This is a genomic window from Micromonospora sp. NPDC023888 (assembly GCF_040639415.1).
In the GTDB taxonomy this organism is placed as follows: domain Bacteria; phylum Actinomycetota; class Actinomycetes; order Mycobacteriales; family Micromonosporaceae; genus Micromonospora.
The window spans coordinates 193,118-210,037 of the sequence record NZ_JBEZZW010000003.1 but is presented as its reverse complement, the minus strand read 5'-3'; the positions used below and the strand labels follow the sequence as shown (position 1 = coordinate 210,037).

Here is a 16,920-nt window from a genome sequence, read left to right as displayed (position 1 = left end):
TCAGGCCACGCCGGCCGGGCGGAACTGGACGCTCACCCGGGGGCCGACCGGGCGTGTGGTTTTCGGGATGGCGTGCTCCCAGGTGCGTTGGCACGAGCCGCCCATCACGATCAGGTCGCCGTGGCCCACCGGGAAGCGGAGGCTGTCGCCACCGCCGCGCGGGCGTAGCAGCAGTGGTCGGGGTGAGCCGAAGGAGACGATCGCGACGATGGTGTCGGTGTGCGCGGACCGGCCGATGGTGTCGCCGTGCCAGGCGACGCTGTCGCGGCCGGACCGGTAGAGACACATGCCGGCGGTGACGAAGGGCTCGCCCAACTCGGGCGCGTAGTGCCGGGTCAGCGCGGCCCGGGCCTCGGTGAGCACCGGGTGGGGCAGTTGCCGGTCGCCGTCGTACCAGCAGAGCAGGCGGGGCACGTCGACCTCGCTGTCGTACATGGTGCGCCGCTCGGCACGCCAGGGCACCTCGGTGAGCAGGGTGTCGAGGATCGTGTCGGAGCCGTGCACCCAGCCGGGAAGGTGGTCGACCCAGGCGTTCCGGCTGAGCTGGTGCCGGCGGATCGGGCCGGGCAGGGGCCCCACTGTCGGCCCGGCGTCGGCCAGGTCGAGCATCGACGGCTGGTAGGCGGCCTGCGTCATCCAGCCACCCTAGCAGCACTTTCGTACACCCGTGCCAATGGTCGACTCAGCTCGGGCGGAGGGCCTCCAGCACCGCGTCCACGACCCGGGCCCGGCCCTGCCCGTCGACGGTCGACCAGGCCTGCGTGGCGAGCGTCGCGCGCCGCTGCGGTGAGCTGAGCAGCCCGAGCAGGGTCCGCGCCGCCGCCGCGCGGGTGGCCCGTCCGGCGACGCCGGCGGCGGTCAGCTCCGGCAACTCGCCGAGACCGGCGGCGAGGCCGTGCCGCACCACCCGGGTGTACGACTCACGTTGGTTGTCGACCACGCACACCAGCGCGGCGGGCGCGCCCAGGCAGCAGAGTTCCCAGGTGGACGTGCCGGCGGCGCTGACCACCAGGTCGGCTTCGGTGATCAGTGCCGGCAACGCGCCGGTGGGTGGCACCGGCCGGATGATCTGCCCGCGGCCGGGGGTGACGTCCTCGACCTCGGCCTCGATCTCGGGTCGACCGACGATGACCGTGAGGTCCATCGGATGGCCGGTGGCGACGAGCACCCGGGTCAGTACCGGTGCCGCACCGACCGCGTCGGTGCCGCCGAAGAAGGCCAGCACCCGGGGTCGGCTGACCGTCGTGGCCTGTGGGGGCGTCGCCGGCCGGGCGGTGATCACGGAGTCACGCAGCAGGGCGTACCGGCTGCCGGCGAGCAGCCGACCCGGCAACCCTGGCAGCTCCGCGCCGAAGTTCTGGTCGAGGTAGAGGTCGGCGTCCTGGCCCCGGCTGTCCCCGTCGATCACGGCGAGGGTGAACACGCCGGCGGCGCGGAGGGCGCCCGCCCCGGCCGGGTCCAGCTCGTAGGAGTCGAGGACCAGCACGTCCAGGTGGTGTCGGCGGGCCGCCTCGACCAGCCCGTCCGGCGAGTCCGGGCCCGGATGCAGGGGAATGCCCCGGGCGGCCAGCTCCGCGGTGGCCCAGGGGAGCCGTTCGACGGTGCCGAACACGGCGACGTGGGCACCCCGGGCGAGGAACTCCTCGGCGAGTGCCAGGCAGCGCACGAGGTGGCCGACGCCCCGCCGTGGACTGGCGTCGCAGCGCAACCCGACCCGCGGCGTGCTCAGCACTCCTCCAGTTGCTTCTGCCGGACGTCGGCGTTGAGCGCGCGCAGGTGGGGTTGCCCGTGCAGCCAGTCGGCGAGCTTGGCCAGCGGCACGCTGACGTCACCGAAGTGGTCGACGACGGCGCTGACCAGCGCCCAGTCCCGCTCGGTGTCGAGGGTCAGCCGCAGCGCCGACCGGTCCGGGGTGAGCGTCACCCCGAGCACCCGGAACAGCTCCGGATGGGTGTACGCGTACGAGGTCACGTGCACCCGGTGGTGGTCGGTGGCGAGCCGGTCCAGGGTGCGCAGCGTCTCCGCCGCGATGATCTCGACGTCCAGCCCGCGGGGCAGGGTGCGGGCGATCGACGTGCTCGCGTAGTCGAGCCCGGGGACCGCCCGGTACACCGACGCGACCAGGGCGATGATCTCCGGGTCGAGCAGTGGGCAGTCGGCGGTGAACCGCATGACCGCGTCCCCCGGGTGCGCCGCGAGCGCGCCCACGAATCGGCCCAGCACGTCGTCGACCGGGCCGCGGTGGCACGGCACACCCAGCCGCGCGCACTCGGCCACCACCGCGTCGTCGACAGTGTCCGTGCTGGTCGCGACCACCAGGTCGGCCAGGACGCCGCTGTCGCGGGCGGCGCGGACCACCCGGCCGAGCACGCTACGCCCGGCGAGCGGGCGGAGCACCTTGCCGGGCAGCCGGGACGAACCCATCCGGGCCTGCACGATGCCGACGATCCGGGGCCCCGCGCCGTTCGTCGGGGTCAGCCCGGCTGCCGGTACGCCGGTCACTGCTGCTCCTCCTTCGGGGTGAGCGCGGCGGTGGCCCGGCGCTTGGCGGCGCGGGCGCCCCGCTTGGCAAGCCGAGCGGGGGTGATGGCGAGGCGGCCCACCCGGTAGCTGAGCGATCCGCTGAGCAGGCCGATGGTCGTCTCGGCCCGACGCAGTGCCCGCTCCCGGGAGGTGAGTAGCTCCTCGGTCCACGCGGTCAGTGCCGCCAACCGGGCAAGCTCCTCGCGTTGGCGCAGCCACGCCTCGTGGAGCTGTTGGTAGCTGCGCGCGCCGACCGGCGGGTCGGTCGGTACGACGGCGTGCAGCTCGGTGGCGAGGTTGAGCCTGCCGTCGGGGTCCAGGCCGTGCAGCGCCGCGGCGATGGCCGCCTCGGCCTCCACCGCCTCGCTCACTGTCGCGCGGTCCAGGTCGTGGCCGGCGAGGCCGCCGAGCACCACGGTCAGACCGGCGACGTCGAGGGTGGACGACCACGGGTGGGCGTACCCGCCGGTGAGCAGGCCCGCCGCGAAGCGCCACAACCCGCGGGCCAGCACCACGTCGGCGGGCAGTGGGTCGGTGGACCGCCAGCTCGGGTCGAGCACCGCGTAGCGCTCGCCGTCGACGACCACGTTGTCGGTGCCGGCCAGCGCCGCCGCACCGGCGATCCGGCCGTCGGCGTCGGCCTGGTCGGCGAGCCAGCCCGCGTACCCGTGCAGCAGCGTGCGCAGGGTGGCCAGGTCGCGGCGCAGGGCCGCGTCGAGCAGCAGGGTACGCAGCAGCCGACCGGCCGGCACCGGCCCGGACAACGCGTCCGCGTCCCGGTACGCGGCCTCGCGGCTGGCGAACGGCGCGGCGGGCGGCAGGTCCGTGCCGGTGGTCGCGACGCGACCCCAACGCCATCCCGACGGGCCGTGCAGCACCTCCAGCACGCCGATCCCGGGCCGCCCGGTCTGCACAAGCGCCACCGGCAGATCCCGGTCGTCGGGCGGCGTGCCCGGATCCGCCGGGTCGGCGGGCCGGTGGGCGAGCACCAGCCAGCCCGGCGCGAGGTCGGCGGCGCGGCCGGCGTGCAGCGCGTCCACCGCCAGCCGGGACGGGTCCTGGAGCACCGTGTCGCTGGTGAAACCGCCGGCACACGCGCCGTGCAGCACCGCGTCGAAGAGGCCGGAGCCAGCGTCCCGGTCGAGGTGGTCGGCGTCGAGCAACGCCGTCGGGGTGCCGGCGTCGGGGTACGCGGCCCAGCACGCGACGGGCCGCAGCCCCGCCGTGGTGAGTCGCTCGCGGAGCTGGTCCCGGTTGGCCGGGTGGGTCCGGTCGAGGACCCCGCCGATCGTCCACGCGGAATCCTCCCGGCCGGCGTACCAGGGGGTGGTGGCGACGAGTCGGTGCAGGCCCAGCGGGTTGTCCGCGCGCAGCAGCAGCGCGCCACCCGGTCGCACCGCGGCGACCAGTCGCGCCAGCACGCCGTCCCAACCGAGGCGGGTGCCCTCCACCGACTCCACCGGGTCCAGCCCGGCGGCGGCGATCACCACGTCGTAGGTCTCGTCGTCGGGCAACCCGGCCGGTCCACCCACCACGAGGTGGGCGGCTCGCTGGGCGAGCGCGACCGCGTCCGGGTGGCTGCGCAGCAGGCAGGTCACCTCGGCGTGGCCGAGCTGGTCGAGCAGGGCCGGGTCGTGTGGCCCGGCCACCAGCACCCGGGCGCCGGGCGGCACGAGCCGGGCGGCCAGCGCGGCGAGGGGCCCACCGTCGGCCAGGCGCTGCTGCGGCAGGTCGGACCAGGCCAGCATCTCGCCGCCGGGCAGGGTGATCCGGCCGGCGGGTGCCGTCTCAGTCGTCACGGTGGTCCTCTTCCTCCTGGAGGTTCGCCCAACCGAGCAGCTCGCGCAGCTCTGCCGGCGTGCAGCGGTGGTCGGTGCCCAGTTCGGCGCGGGCGATCTCGACCGCGGTGGGCAGGTCGACCTCGGTGCCGTGCAACTGCGGCCACTGCCGCCGGATGCGGGCCGTCCCGCCGAAGGTCGGGTCCTCGTTGGACAGGATCATCGGGTCGCCGTAGACCGCCGGTTCGCAGCCGGCCGCGATGCCGTAGAAGATCGCACTGGTCAGCCGGTTGGATGCTACCCGGCGGTGTCGACGCAGCTCGGTCAACTGCTTGTCGAGGAACTCCGGGTCGGTGTCCTTCCACCAGTGCCCCCGGTAGCCGTGGCAGATCACCCGGAAGCCGGCGCGCTCGTAGAGCCGGCGGACGCTGCGCATCCGGTACTCGTGCCAGTAGAGGCAGACGGTGACCGGGCCGGGCTCGGTGTCCCGGATCAGTGCGATCAACTTCCGGTGGTCGCCCTTGACGTGCTGGCCCTCCCAGCCGTGGAACGGGTACCAGATGGTGCCCTCCCGCTCCTCGGCCGGCGGTTGCTCGGGGCGCAGGGCCAGCAGGTAGGTGAACGGCGCGCCGATGACCACCACGTTGCGCCGCCCCACCGACCAGGCCCGGCGGCGGGTCTGTTCCGACCAGAGCAGGCTCGGGGTGCGCTCGGCGTACGGGTGACCGGGCGCGAGGCCGTCGCCGATGTTCCAGCCGTGCTGCACGTACCCGTTGATCCGCGGTGGGTGCCGGTCGCCGAGACCGGCGTAGCGGGCCAGCACGTGCGCGTGGCCGTAGAAGTGGTTGGCGTGGTGCATCAGGTTCCCATCAGGCGGCGGAACGCACCGAGCCGACCCGCAGGGCCGCGGTCAGCGCGTCGATGACGCGATCCTGCTCGGCGTCGCTGAGTCCCGGGTAGAGCGGCAGCGAAAGCTGCTGGAGGTAGAACGACTCGGCCACCGGGCAGGACCCGCGCCGGTAGCCGAGGTCGGCGAAGGCCGGGTGCCAGTGCACCGGGAGGTAGTTGACCTGGACGCCGATGCCGGCGGCCCGCATCCGGTCGTACACCTCGCGGCGACGCCCGTCGAGCACCCGGATCGGGTAGAGGTGCCAGGCCGGGTCGGCCCACGACCTGCGGGTCGGCCGGAGTACGCCGTCCAGGTCGGCAAGTGCCTCGTCGTAGCGGGCGACCAGGGCGGCGCGTCGGGCCTTGAACTCGCCGAGCCGGCGCAGTTGGCTGCGGCCCAGGGCGCAGAGCACGTCCGGCAGGCGGTAGTTCAGCCCGAACTCGTGCACCTCCTGGTGCCAGCCGCCCTCGTCGCCGAGGCGCAGCTCATCGCGGTCGCGGACCATCCCGACGCCACGGAAGCGGCGGGCCCGCTTGAGGATCCGCGGGTCCAGTGCGGCGACCGCGCCACCCTCGGCGGTGGTCAGGTTCTTGGTGGGGAAGAACGAGAACGTGGTCAGGTCGGCGAGTGAGCCGACCGGCCGACCGTGGTACGTCCCGCCGATCGAGTGCGCCGCGTCGGCGAGGAGCAATGCGTCGCTGCCCGCGACCGACCTGCGCAGCGCGTCGTAGTCGGCGGGGTGGCCGGCGTAGTCGACAGCGGCGACGACCTTGGTCCGCGCGGTGACCGCGGCGGCGGCCGCGGCCGGGTCGAGGCAGAACGTCTCGTCGTCGACGTCGGCGAACACGATCTTCGCGCCGAGGGCGATCGCGCTGCTGGCGGTCGCCACGAACGTCATCGGCGGGACGACCACCTCGTCACCCGGTCCCACACCGGCCGCCGCGTACGCCACGTGCAGCGCCGCGGTGCCGTTGGAGACGGCGGCGACGCCGACCCCGCCGGTCCACCGGGCGAGGTCGGCCTCGAAGGCGTCGACCTGTGGGCCGGTGGTGAGCCAGTCGCCGCGCAGCACGTCGGCGACGGCTGCGATGTCGTCCTCGGTGACCGAGTGTCGGCCGTACGGGAGCATCCCCGTCATGCGGTGAGGCCGAGCATGTCGCGCAGTTGCTCGACGGTGAGCCACTCGTCGTTGGTGTCCGACTGGTAGGCGAAGCCGTCCGGCACCGGGTCGCAGTCGACCGGCGGCTGGTAGCCCCAGGTGGCGATGGTCGGCTGGACGATGAACCGGCCGTCGGCGCGCAGCGTCCGGCGGCTGTCGTCGGGCGCGATCATCTCCTCGTGCAGTTTCTCGCCCGGCCGGATCCCGATCTCGTGGGTGGTGGCGTCGGGGGCCACGGCCTCGACCAGGTCGAGGATGCGCATGCTCGGGATGCGGGGCACGAACAACTCGCCACCCTGCATCTGGTCGAACGAGTCCATGACGAACTGCACGGCCTGGTCGAGCGTGATCCAGAAGCGGGTCATCCGCTTGTCGGTGATCGGCAGGCTCTTGCCCTCGGCGGCCAGCCGGCGGAACAGCGGGACGACCGAGCCGCGGCTGCCCACCACGTTGCCGTAGCGCACCACGGCGAACCGGGTCGGGTGCTGGGCGGCGTAGTGGTTGGCCGAGACGAACAGCTTGTCGCCGACCAGCTTCGTCGCGCCGTACAGGTTGATCGGGCTGGACGCCTTGTCGGTGGAGAGCGCGATGACCTTCTTGACGCCGGCCTCGATCGCGGCGTCGACGACGTGCTGCGAGCCGGTGATGTTGGTGGCGATGTACTCGGAGGGGTTGTACTCCGCGGTGTCCACCTGCTTGAGCGCGGCGGCGTGCACCACGTGGTCCACCCCGTGCATGGCCCGGGTGAGGCGGTGCCGGTCCCGGATGTCGCCGATGAACCAGCGCAGCCGCGGGTCGTCACCGAGTTGCTGGCGCAGCTCGTACTGCTTGAGTTCGTCGCGGGAGAACACGACCACGCGGGCGGGGTCCGCCTCGGTGAGGATGTGCCGGAGGAAGGTCCTGCCGAAGGAACCCGTTCCCCCGGTGATCAGAATGGACGATCCATTCAACTCACTCAATTTGGTGCTCCCGTGATCGTGGATGAACGAGCGGCCCTCGGCCGGCCGACCGGGGTGACACGCTAGCCATGGCGGGTTAACTTCCCGACGCTCGTGGGTTAACCACGGCCCCTGCTCCCGTGAATGGCGAGCACCGCGCAGGCGAACACTTCCGGCCTGTCCGCGAGAGGCCTGACCTGGTCCGATCGGGCCGCTACAGTGACCGCGCGAGTGACCCGGCGGCCCTGTCCGCGGCCGGTTGCGCGTTCACCCGACATCCGCACCGGCTCGGTGCGAGCGGGTCACCCCGAGCGTCACCGGTGCGGGCCGACGTGCCCGCCGGGTCTGCGCGGGCCCGGTCCGGCCGGCAGTTCTGGAGGCGTTGATGGCATCCGGTAGCGACGTGATCGAGCGACCGGCGGTTGCGGCGGAGTCGACGGAGTCGGCACCCGCGCGGCGCTGGTTGGTGCCGGTGCTGCTCGTCGTCGGTTGGGTGCTCAGCGTCGCCTGGCGGATGTGGCTGTCCCGGCACATCGTGCTGCCGATCGCGCACACCGACGAGGACAGCTACCTGAACACCGCCCGCGCGCTGGCCGGTGGGCCGGGCGGGTTCAGCAGTGAGAACGACCTGCTGCGCCGGGTCGGCTACCCGATGCTGATCTCGCCGGCGTTCCTCGGGGACCGGGACTTCACCGACAGCTACCGGATCGTCCAGTTGATCAACGCGATGGCGAACTCGACGCTGTTGCCGCTGGCGTACCTGCTCGGCCGCCGCCTGCTCCGGCTGCGCCGGTCGTACGCGCTGCTCGGCGCGGTCGCGGCGGCGACCCTGCCGGCCACTGCCTTCTACGCGGGCATCGCCATGATCGACACGGTGATGGCCCCGCTCGTCGTCGCCTGGCTGCTCGCCGTGCACCGCTGGATCGAGCGGCCGGGCCCACTCGCCGCCGCCACCGTCGGCCTGCTGGTCGGCGGATTCCACCTGCTGCACTCGCGCGGCCTGGTGATCGTGGCGGTGCACGCCGGGTTGGTCCTGCTGCTGCTCGTCCGCCGCCGGATCAGCCCGCCCACGGTGCTCGCGGCGCTGCTGCCGGTGCTCGCCGCGGCACTCGTCAACGCCGCCGTCATCCGCTACCTCGGCGACAAGGTCTACCTGCTCGGCAGCACCCCCGGCGGCGGCACGGTCGAGGCGGTCGCCTCCGTGCAGGGTGTGGTCCGCGTCGGCGCGGGCGTCACCACCCAACTCTGGTACCTCGTGGTGATCACGTTCGGGATGGCGGGGGTGGCCTGGGCCGCCGCCGTGCGCGAACTGTGGCGTCCACGGCACGGCGACGCCGCCCGCTGGACGATGGGCGTCGCGCTTGTGGTGACCGTCGGGGTGGCCGGCGGGGCGTCGGTGATCCTGGCCGGCATCACCGGCAAGCCGCTGGACGCGATCTACGGCCGCTACGTGCAGATGCTGGCGCCGTTCTGGCTGCTGGTCGGGCTCGGGGTGCTGCTCACCGCCGGCCACCGGGTGGTGCTGCGCCGGGCGGCCGTCGCGGTGGCAGTGCTTGTCGGCGGCGGCGCGCTGATCGCCGTCCGGCTCGCGTACGTGGCAAGCCAGGGTCACCGGTTGCGCTACGGCGGTTTCAGCGCGCCGGACCTGGCTGCGTTGACCGGGGGCTGGCGGGAGATGCGCCCGGTGCTCGGGTCGCTGGTGGGGATCGGCGGCTGCCTGCTGCTCGTCGCCGCCGCGCTGCTGCCCCGACTGCGGTTGCCGATGCTCGGCGTGCTCGTCGTGGTCAACCTCATCACCATGCAGGTGATCGAGCACCGCATCGTGCGGCCGGCCGTCGCCAGCACCGCGCCGACGCCTCGGGTCGCCGACGTCGGCGTACGTCCCGGCGAACGGGTCTGGGCCTCGACCGGCGTGCACTACGTCCTGCGGTTCAACCTGAGCCACCAGGTGACCTGGACCGACGTCCGGTGGTTCGGCGAGCAGCCGCCGGCCGCGGCGCAGGTGGTGTTCGCCCGTTGGGCGCCCGGCCAGCCGGACGACTGGGACGGCACCGCGTACGGCTTCGTCCGGCTCGGCGGCAACCCGGTGCAGCACTGGGCGGCCTGGCGGCGGGCCTGACCCCGGTGGACACCGCTATTCGTGAACGGCGGATGTCCACCGGGAACACCATCGGTTAATGATTCAGGTCCATTACCCGCACGGGCCCGACAATCAGCGTTGGCGGCGGTCGGCCCGAGCCAGGGAAATCGGGATGACGGTGATTTCCCGACCGTCGGACAGCTCCTGTCTCGGGGTGCCCTCGACGAATCGGAAACGCCTGTTCATCTGTCGGACGACGGTATTGTGGCCGAGCACCTCGCCGTCGAGCCGGTCCAGGTGCAGGCCGTCGAACGCGTACTCGACGGCCTCCCGCATGACCCCCAGCCAGGCGGGCAGCGTCTCGTCCCGCCCGGCCAGCCCGTCGGCGTCCAGATAGAAGCCCCACGCCCCGGTACGAGGACCGTCGAACCGCAGGTCGAAGAAGGTGACCACGCCGCAGGGCTGGTCGTCGCGGACGTACACCAGGACCCGCCGGGACGGATCGTCGCGGACCGCCGACCACCACCGGGCGTGCTCGTCGGCGGTGATTTCGTGGCTGTTCTTGCTGACCTGCCGGTTGGTTTCCTGATTACGCCAGGACAACATCAGGTGAACGTCGTCCGCCGTCGCTTCGCGCAGCACGTGCGTCTCGCTTTCTTAGCTGTTCACGTCCGGTCCGGGCACCTTACCCGGGCCTACCGGGAAAGCGGATATGCATTCGTTGGGTTGTAGACTGCGCCGCATGAACGAATTGAGTCGCGCGCAGATCCGCGACCTCATGGCTCAGGTGCTGAAGAACCAGGACAAGGAGCTGCCCGCGGACGACGCGGCGCAGTTGCGGGAGATCGGGTTCCGGTCGCTCGACTTCTCCGAGTTGGCCCTGCGGGTGGAGGACGAGACGGGGGAGGAGCTCAACTTCGACGCCCCCGGCCTGCGCCGCATCGCCACCGTCGGAGACGTCCTCGACTTCCTCGTCGAGCTTCAGCACCAGTGACCGTCGCGACGGCGGGCCACCCCACACCGGCGCACCCCGAGCCGGCTGGTGCCGACAACCGGCTCGTCGTCGGTGGCGCCACGCTGACCTGGCGCTCGCTGCCGCTGCCCACGCTCCCCGACCCCGCGGCGGTGCTCGCCCACCGCGCGGTGCACGCGCTCACCGCCGCCCGGCAGCACGCCGTGTACGGCACCGAGCTGCTGCTCGGCACCGCGAGTCGGGTCGACGCGGCGATGCGGACGGAGTTGCTGGCGGCCGGTTTCACCGTCAGCCTCCTCGACGACGACGGCGGGCACCCGAGCGCCCCGACCCGGCCGCGACCCGCCGAGCCCGGCCGGCTGTGGCTGCTGACCTCGGGCTCGACCGGGCGGCCCAAGCGGGTCGGGCACACCCTCGACACGCTGACCACGGTGCGGGCCGAGCAACCCGCCCGGACGTGGCTCTGTCCGTACGCCCCCGGCACGTACGCCTGGTGGCAGGTGGTCACCCTGTCGCTGACCCAGCCCGGCCAGCACCTCGTGGTGGTCGAGCCCGACGAGCTGGACGACTGGCCCACCATCGCCGCCGCGCACGGCGTCGACGCCGCCTCCGGCACCCCGACCTTCTGGCGGCGCACCCTCTACCGCGACGCCGCCGCGCTGGCCCGGGTGCCGCTGCGCCAGATCACCCTCGGCGGGGAGCCGGTGGACCAGGCGATCCTGGACCAGCTACGGGAGGTCTTCCCGGCGGCCCGGATCTCCTGGATCTACGCGTCCTCGGAGGTGGGGGCGTCCATTGTGGTGCACGACGGGCGGGCCGGCTTCCCGGTGGACTGGCTGGACCGGCAGACCCCGGGCCGGCCGACGATCTCCGTGCGCGACGACGAACTGGTGGTCACCTCCCCGCACCACGGGGCCGGGCTGTCCGGCCCGATCCGCACCGGGGACCGGGTGCAGGTACTCGACGACCGGGTGCTGATCACCGGCCGCCTCGACTCCGACGAGATCAACGTCGGCGGCAGCAAGGTCTCCGCCGGGGTGGTCCGCGGTGTGCTGGCCGGGCATCCGGCGGTGGCCTGGGCCCGGGTGACCGGTCGCCGCGCCCCGGTGCTCGGCCGGATGGTGGTCGCCGAGGTGGTCCTCACTCCCACCGACCCGTCCGACCGCGCCGTGCCCGACGAGGCCGCGCTGGTCCGCTGGTGCGCCGACCGGCTTCCCGAGCACGCGGTGCCCCGCCGCATCCGCGTGCTGACCGAGATTCCCGTCAAGGAGACCCTGAAGAGCGATGTCTGATCCCACCGTCACCCCGCTCGTTCCGCCCAGCACCGTGGTCCTCGTCTCCGGCGGCTCCCGGGGGCTGGGCCTGGCCATCGTCACCGACCTGCTCGACGCGGGCGTGCGGGTGGCGGCGTTCGCCCGCACCGTCACGCCGGAGTTGGCGAAGCTCGCCGCCGAGCACCCCGACCGGGTGCACGTCGGCTCGGTGGACGTCACCGACCTGCGGGCCGCGCAGAGCTTCGTCCGCGAGGTGGAGCAACGCCTCGGACCGATCGACGGCATCGTCAACAACGCCGCCGTCGGGCAGGACTCGCTGCACGTGCACACCGCCACCGACGACATCGCCCGGATCATCGAGACCAACCTGACCGCCCCGTTGCAGCTCACCCGGCTGGTGGTCCGTCGGATGCTCGGCAAGGGCATGCGCGGGCGGATCGTCAACATCACCTCGATCTGCGGGCAGCGCGGCTTCCCGGGTCTGGTCGCGTACTCGGCCACCAAGGGCGGCATGGACGCCGCCACCCGCTCGCTCGCCCGGGAGTTGGGCGGCCGGATGCTTGTCAACTCGGTAGCTCCCGGCTTCTTCGCCTCGGAGATGTCCGCAGTGCTCGGCCCGACCCAGCTCGACCAGATCGTGCGCCGCACGCCGACGGGTCACCTGACCGAGCCGGCGGAGGTCACGCCCGTGGTGCGGATGCTGCTGCGGGAGCAGACCAACATCAACGGCCAGGTCATCGTGGTGGACGGTGCCGCGTCCATCTGACCCGCCGCGCCCGGTGCCGGTGCTGCTCGCCGCCGCCGAACGGCACCTGCGGATCGGCGTACCCGCTGACCTGGCCGACGCGGTGACCCGCAGTCACCTCGACGACGGACGCTGCGTCGGCTGGTACGGACCCCCCACGCCCGGGTGGCGGGTAGCCATCGACGCGGAACGCGCGGACGCCCCGGTGCCCCCGGCGTTGGCCCGCCGGTTCGGGGTGGCGGACTTCTGGGCGCGGTGGACCCGCGCCGAGTGCTGCTGCAAGCTCGCCGACGTGCCGGTGGCGGCGTGGTGGCGTCGCCACGGGCTGGGCACGCCGGCCGACGGGTCGGCGGTCTGGCGGACCCTGCGGGTGGCCGACCTGGTGGTCACCGTCGGCGTCGCCCCCGCGCCCGACGGTGTCTGCCCGCCCGGCGGTGCCGCCACGCCCGGCTCCGTGCCGGCAGAGCGCGCGGGCCGTGCCTGGGCACGGCTCGGTGTCCGCGCCAGCCTGTAGAGCTGCCCCGTATCCGGGGCACCGTTCACCGTCGGAACTGCGAGCCGGCGGTGAGCCGCGCCAGTGGGACCGCCCCCTGCCCCATGTCCGGGGCAGCTCTACAGGCGCTGAACCAGGCCCCAACGGTCGGGCTGCGTGTCGGCTGAGCCCCGCCCAGGGTCGGGCTGGTCCGCTCGCCGTCCGGCGGCCCAGCCCGACGCGACGGTCAGATCAGGTCCCAGCTCAGCGGGGTGCCGCGCGGGACGTCGGTGGCGAAGGTGCGGCCCAGCACCCGGTCGATCTCCACGGGCGGCAGCCCGCCGGCCGGCCGGATGGACCTGACGTTGTCGCTCGTCACCTGGTCACCGGCGCGCACGTCCTCGACCACGAAGAGCGAACGGCGGAACCGCAGCCCCTCCCGCTCGGCCGGGGTCGGGCCGATCGCGGTGCCACCCAACGCCGCGTACGCCCGGCCGGACTCGGCGACAAGCGCCGTCAGCTCCGCCGGGTTCAGCGAGAAGTCCGAGTCCACGCCGCCGTCGGCCCGGTCCAGGGTCACGTGCTTCTCGATGAAGCACGCGCCGAGCGCCACCGAGGCGACCGCCACCCCGATGCCGGGCGTGTGGTCGGAGAGCCCGACCGGCACGTCGAACGCGCCCGCCAGCACCGGCAACCGCCGCAGGTTGCTGTCGGCCGGCGGCGCCGGGTAGGACGCGGTGCAGGCCAGCAGGACGATGCCCGCCGCACCGCCGGCACGGGCGGTGCGCACCGCGGCGTCGATCTCGGCGACCGTCGCCATCCCCGTGGAGATCACCATCGGCTTGCCGGTGCTGGCCACGAGCCGGATCAGCGGCAGGTCGACAAGCTCCGAAGAAGCGATCTTGTACGCCGGCGCGTCAAGCGACTCCAGTAGCCGCACGGCTGTCGCGTCGAACGGCGACGAGAAGACGGTCAGGCCGTGCTCGCGGGCCCGCTCGAAGATCGGGGCGTGCCACTCGTACGGGGTGTGCGCCCGCTCGTAGAGGCGGTACAGGTTCTCCCCACCCCACAACTCGTGCCCGCTGGAGATCCGGAACGCCGGGGTGTCGACGTCGATCGTGATCGTGTCCGGCCGGTACGTCTGGAGCTTCAGCGCGTGCGCCCCGCTCTCGGCCACCGCGTCGACGATGTCCAGCGCGCGGCCCAGATCACCGTTGTGGTTGCCGGACATCTCGGCCACCACGAACGGTCGCTCCCCGGCACCGACCAGGTGCGGTCCGATCTTGATTGTCGCCGTCATTCCGACCTCTGCTCCGGTATGCCCGCACCCGCGTGCGGTGGTGCTGTTGTCGTCGTCCACCCGGTGGGCGGACGACCTGGAAAACCAGTGCGCCGGGAGTCCATCCGGCTCCCGGCGTGGTGTGCGGTGGTCCCGGTCACGGCAGTCGGCCCCCGGCCAGCGCGCCGTCCCGCACCGTCGCGACCTCCGCCCCTCGACCCGGGTCCTCGTCGGCGCTCACCGGACCGGCTGCGGTGCCGGCGCCACCGGCCGGGGCGCTGCGGCGCAGGCGACCGGCGACCCGGTGCGCCTGACGCAGCGCCGAGTACGCCAGCCAGTCACCGCGCCCGACGAGGCGGTGCTTGAGCCCGGTCACTCCGGCGGGCAGCGGATAGCCGCCGGTGGGCAGGTACCGGCGGTAGTGCTCGGCGGCCCGGTGGAAGAAGTCCCGCCGCAGGTGTGGGTGCAGCCGGCCGTCGTTGCCCACCACCACCAGGTAGTGGCTGATCATGAGCTGGAAAAGCTCGGCCTGCAACCGCTCGTCCGGGTGCCTGCGGGCGACCCAGTCCAACAGGCGCTCGTACTGGGCGAACGCGTCGAAGTGCCGCCCGCTGCGGGTGGAGGTGATCGCGCCGTGCCGGCCCTGCCGGTACAGGTAGCAGACCCGGTTCAGCACGGAGATCTTCTCCGCGCCGATCAGCAGCGGATGGCTGAACGGGATGTCCTCGTACCAGCCGGGGAAGAACCGCAGCTCCAGCTCGTCCAGGAAGTCCCGGCGGACCACCTTGTTCCAGGCGGTGTGCTGCACCCGCAGCAGGTGCGGCTGGTCGTCCAGGCGGGTCACGCCGGCAATTCCGTGCAGCAGGTGACTGCTCGCGTCGACCTCCCGCCGGCCGTCCTCGTGCACCCGCAGGTGGTCGAGCATCAGCACGTCGGGCTGGTGCTGACGCAGCCGGTCCAGCACCGCCGCGATCGTGCCCGTCGGCACCCAGTCGTCGCTGTCGATGAACCAGACGTACCGGCCGGTGGCCACGTCGAGCCCGGCGTTGCGGGCCAGGCCCAGACCCACATTCTTGCTCAGGTGCACGACGCGGACCCGGTCGTGGCCGGCGGCGTACGAGCGCAGCATGTCGCCGCAGCCGTCCGGGGAGGCGTCGTCGACGGCGATCAACTCAACCGCGTCCACCTCACCGGCCGGGATGTCGGCCCGGATCGACTCGAGGCACTGGTACAGGTACGCCTCGACGCCGTACACGGGCACGACGATGCTCAGCAGCGGTGCGGGTGCCGGCTCATTGACCACGCCCGCCACCTTCGACGACGCGGGTGACCGGCCCCGGAACCGCACGTGGCCGCCGATGGTGGAGTCGCTGAACTCCCGCCCAGCGGAAGGTTAACGCCGGCACCCGTGACGGGTGGGACACGTCCGGTTCACCCGGGAGTGACCCGGTAGGGTGCCCCGGGTGCGGCCCCGCCGGGCCGCCGCGGGCGTCGCCGTCGTGCCGTCCACGCCGCGCCGAGGAGGATACGAACGTGCTGGTGACCCTGCCAAGCCTCGGTATCCGCGCATGACGAGCACCGCGGCGGCGTCAACCGCCGGGCCGGCCCCCGCACCGCCCCGGCTGCCCTCGCTGACCGGGCTGCGCTGGATCGCCGCGCTGCTGGTCTTCGGATTCCACGCCGGCACCATGCGGATCATCGCCGAGCCGGACTACAAGGCAGTCGTCGACAAGCTGTTCAGCCTCGGCCTGTCCGGGGTGCAGTTCTTCTTCATCCTCAGCGGGTTCGTGCTGGTCTGGTCGGCCCGCACGGGCGACTCCCGACGCACCTTCTGGCGGCGACGGGTCGCCAAGATCTACCCCAACCACCTGGTGCTGTGGGGGGCGACGCTGCTCGTCGCCTGGTGGTTCGCCGACCCGGTCCTGCCGGCGGCCGCGCTGGAGAACCTGCTGTTGTTGCAGGCCTGGGACCCGCGGCCGGGCTGGTTCTACAGCATCAACACGGTGAGCTGGTCGCTCTCCTGCGAGTTCTTCTTCTACCTCTGCCTGCCGCTGGTGCTGCCGTTGCTGCGTCGGGCCCGGCCGAAGCTGCTCTGGGCGCTTGTCGTCGCGATGCCACTGCTGATCCTCGCGCTCTGGCCGGCCCAGCACCTGGTGCCGGAGGTGAGCCGGTGGTGGTTCACCCAGATCTTCCCGCCGGTCCGGTCGCTGGAGTTCTGGTTGGGCGCGGTGGCGGCCGAGTTGATGCGTCGTGGTCTGTGGCGTGGCCCCGGGCTGACCTGGGCCAGCGTCATCTTCGTGGGCATCTGGGCGGCAGCCGCGCAGTGGATTCCCGCGGAGCTGTGGACCACGCTGCTCGCTGTCGGGTACCTGCTGGTGATCACCGCCGCCGCGGACGCGGACGTGCGGGACCGGCGGTCACCGTGGCGGTCCCGGCCGCTGGTCTGGCTCGGCGAGGTCTCCTTCGCCTTCTACCTGGTCCACGTGCTGGTGATGACGAGCGTGCTGCGCTACACCGGGGACTGGGGGACCGGCTTCGAGGGTTGGCGCGGCCCGGCCGTGGTACTCGCTTTCCTGCTGGTGACCCTGCTCCTCGCCGGGCTGCTGCATCGCTACGTCGAAACCCCGATGATGCGCCGGCTCGCGCCGCGCCGTCCGGCCCGGTCGGCGTCCGTCCCGGCACAACGCACGGCCGGGACCCGGGCCACCGCCGACGCCGCCCCCGAGACCGGCGGCGTCGGGCCCCGGACCGAGGCCGGCGGGCCCGACCAGCCCGGCAGTCGATCAACGTACGCGGACACCCGCTGACAC

At 73.0% G+C, this 16,920-nt stretch carries 16 protein-coding genes; 6 read left to right on the top strand and 10 right to left on the bottom strand.

All coding sequences use genetic code 11. The annotated features are described in order from the left end of the window. The 7 genes from AB0F61_RS03990 to pseB are packed head-to-tail and all read right to left on the bottom strand — an operon-like array spanning nt 1 to nt 7,308. Nucleotides 1-636: an alpha-ketoglutarate-dependent dioxygenase AlkB gene (locus AB0F61_RS03990; protein WP_357803049.1), complete on the bottom strand. Its 636-nt coding sequence runs from the start codon at nt 634-636 to the stop codon at nt 1-3. A gap of 46 nt (nt 637-682) precedes the next feature. Further along, nucleotides 683-1,729, bottom strand: coding sequence for a spore coat protein (locus AB0F61_RS03985; protein ID WP_357803230.1), 1,047 nt, complete (start codon nt 1,727-1,729; stop codon nt 683-685). After that, a complete protein-coding gene (locus tag AB0F61_RS03980; protein ID WP_357803228.1) occupies nt 1,726-2,478 on the bottom strand; it encodes a glycosyltransferase family protein in 753 nt (250 codons plus the stop codon). Before AB0F61_RS03980 ends, AB0F61_RS03985 begins: the two co-directional genes overlap by 4 nt. Nucleotides 2,479-2,498: 20 nt before the next feature. Continuing rightward, nucleotides 2,499-4,322 (bottom strand): class I SAM-dependent methyltransferase, encoded by a 1,824-nt coding sequence (locus AB0F61_RS03975; RefSeq protein WP_357803048.1) that lies wholly within the window; start codon nt 4,320-4,322, stop codon nt 2,499-2,501. Next, nucleotides 4,312-5,160 carry a hypothetical protein gene (locus AB0F61_RS03970; RefSeq protein ID WP_357803047.1) on the bottom strand — a complete coding sequence of 283 codons (849 nt, stop codon included), beginning with the start codon at nt 5,158-5,160 and terminating at the stop codon, nt 4,312-4,314. The genes AB0F61_RS03975 and AB0F61_RS03970 overlap by 11 nt, the downstream gene beginning before the upstream one ends. A 10-nt stretch (nt 5,161-5,170) precedes the next feature. Then, on the bottom strand, nt 5,171-6,328 hold the full coding sequence (locus AB0F61_RS03965; protein ID WP_357803045.1) for an aminotransferase class I/II-fold pyridoxal phosphate-dependent enzyme: 1,158 nt from the start codon (nt 6,326-6,328) through the stop codon (nt 5,171-5,173). After that, nucleotides 6,325-7,308: a UDP-N-acetylglucosamine 4,6-dehydratase (inverting) gene (gene pseB / locus AB0F61_RS03960; protein WP_110561940.1), complete on the bottom strand. Its 984-nt coding sequence runs from the start codon at nt 7,306-7,308 to the stop codon at nt 6,325-6,327. Before pseB ends, AB0F61_RS03965 begins: the two co-directional genes overlap by 4 nt. A gap of 364 nt (nt 7,309-7,672) precedes the next feature. Here pseB and AB0F61_RS03955 point away from each other — a divergent pair, with 364 nt between their 5' ends. Next, nucleotides 7,673-9,406: a hypothetical protein gene (locus AB0F61_RS03955; protein WP_357803043.1), complete on the top strand. Its 1,734-nt coding sequence runs from the start codon at nt 7,673-7,675 to the stop codon at nt 9,404-9,406. 93 nt (nt 9,407-9,499) lie between these two features. On the opposite strand, the gene AB0F61_RS03950 is transcribed toward AB0F61_RS03955, so the two are convergent. Continuing rightward, on the bottom strand, nt 9,500-10,009 hold the full coding sequence (locus AB0F61_RS03950; protein WP_357803041.1) for a GNAT family N-acetyltransferase: 510 nt from the start codon (nt 10,007-10,009) through the stop codon (nt 9,500-9,502). 100 nt (nt 10,010-10,109) lie between these two features. Between AB0F61_RS03950 and AB0F61_RS03945 the strand changes: the two genes are divergently transcribed. Genes AB0F61_RS03945 through AB0F61_RS03930 form a run of 4 tightly spaced genes read left to right on the top strand, consistent with a single transcriptional unit; the run spans nt 10,110 to nt 12,873 of the window. After that, nucleotides 10,110-10,361, top strand: a complete 252-nt coding sequence (locus AB0F61_RS03945; RefSeq protein WP_091401397.1) for an acyl carrier protein — start codon at nt 10,110-10,112, stop codon at nt 10,359-10,361. Next, entirely contained in the window at nt 10,358-11,632 is a 1,275-nt protein-coding gene (locus AB0F61_RS03940; protein ID WP_357803039.1) for an AMP-binding protein, read from the top strand. The genes AB0F61_RS03945 and AB0F61_RS03940 overlap by 4 nt, the downstream gene beginning before the upstream one ends. Further along, entirely contained in the window at nt 11,625-12,380 is a 756-nt protein-coding gene (locus AB0F61_RS03935; RefSeq protein ID WP_357803037.1) for an SDR family NAD(P)-dependent oxidoreductase, read from the top strand. The genes AB0F61_RS03940 and AB0F61_RS03935 overlap by 8 nt, the downstream gene beginning before the upstream one ends. Further along, entirely contained in the window at nt 12,364-12,873 is a 510-nt protein-coding gene (locus AB0F61_RS03930; RefSeq protein WP_357803035.1) for a hypothetical protein, read from the top strand. Before AB0F61_RS03935 ends, AB0F61_RS03930 begins: the two co-directional genes overlap by 17 nt. Before the next feature lie 205 nt (nt 12,874-13,078). Here AB0F61_RS03930 and pseI read toward each other — a convergent pair whose 3' ends face one another. After that, nucleotides 13,079-14,131: a pseudaminic acid synthase gene (gene pseI / locus AB0F61_RS03925; RefSeq protein WP_357803033.1), complete on the bottom strand. Its 1,053-nt coding sequence runs from the start codon at nt 14,129-14,131 to the stop codon at nt 13,079-13,081. 136 nt (nt 14,132-14,267) lie between these two features. After that, a complete protein-coding gene (locus AB0F61_RS03920; RefSeq protein ID WP_357803031.1) occupies nt 14,268-15,413 on the bottom strand; it encodes a glycosyltransferase in 1,146 nt (381 codons plus the stop codon). Nucleotides 15,414-15,678: 265 nt separating this feature from the next. On the opposite strand from AB0F61_RS03920, the gene AB0F61_RS03915 reads away from it, so the two are divergent. Beyond that, entirely contained in the window at nt 15,679-16,917 is a 1,239-nt protein-coding gene (locus AB0F61_RS03915; RefSeq protein WP_357803029.1) for an acyltransferase, read from the top strand. Nucleotides 16,918-16,920: the final 3 nt, after the last annotated feature.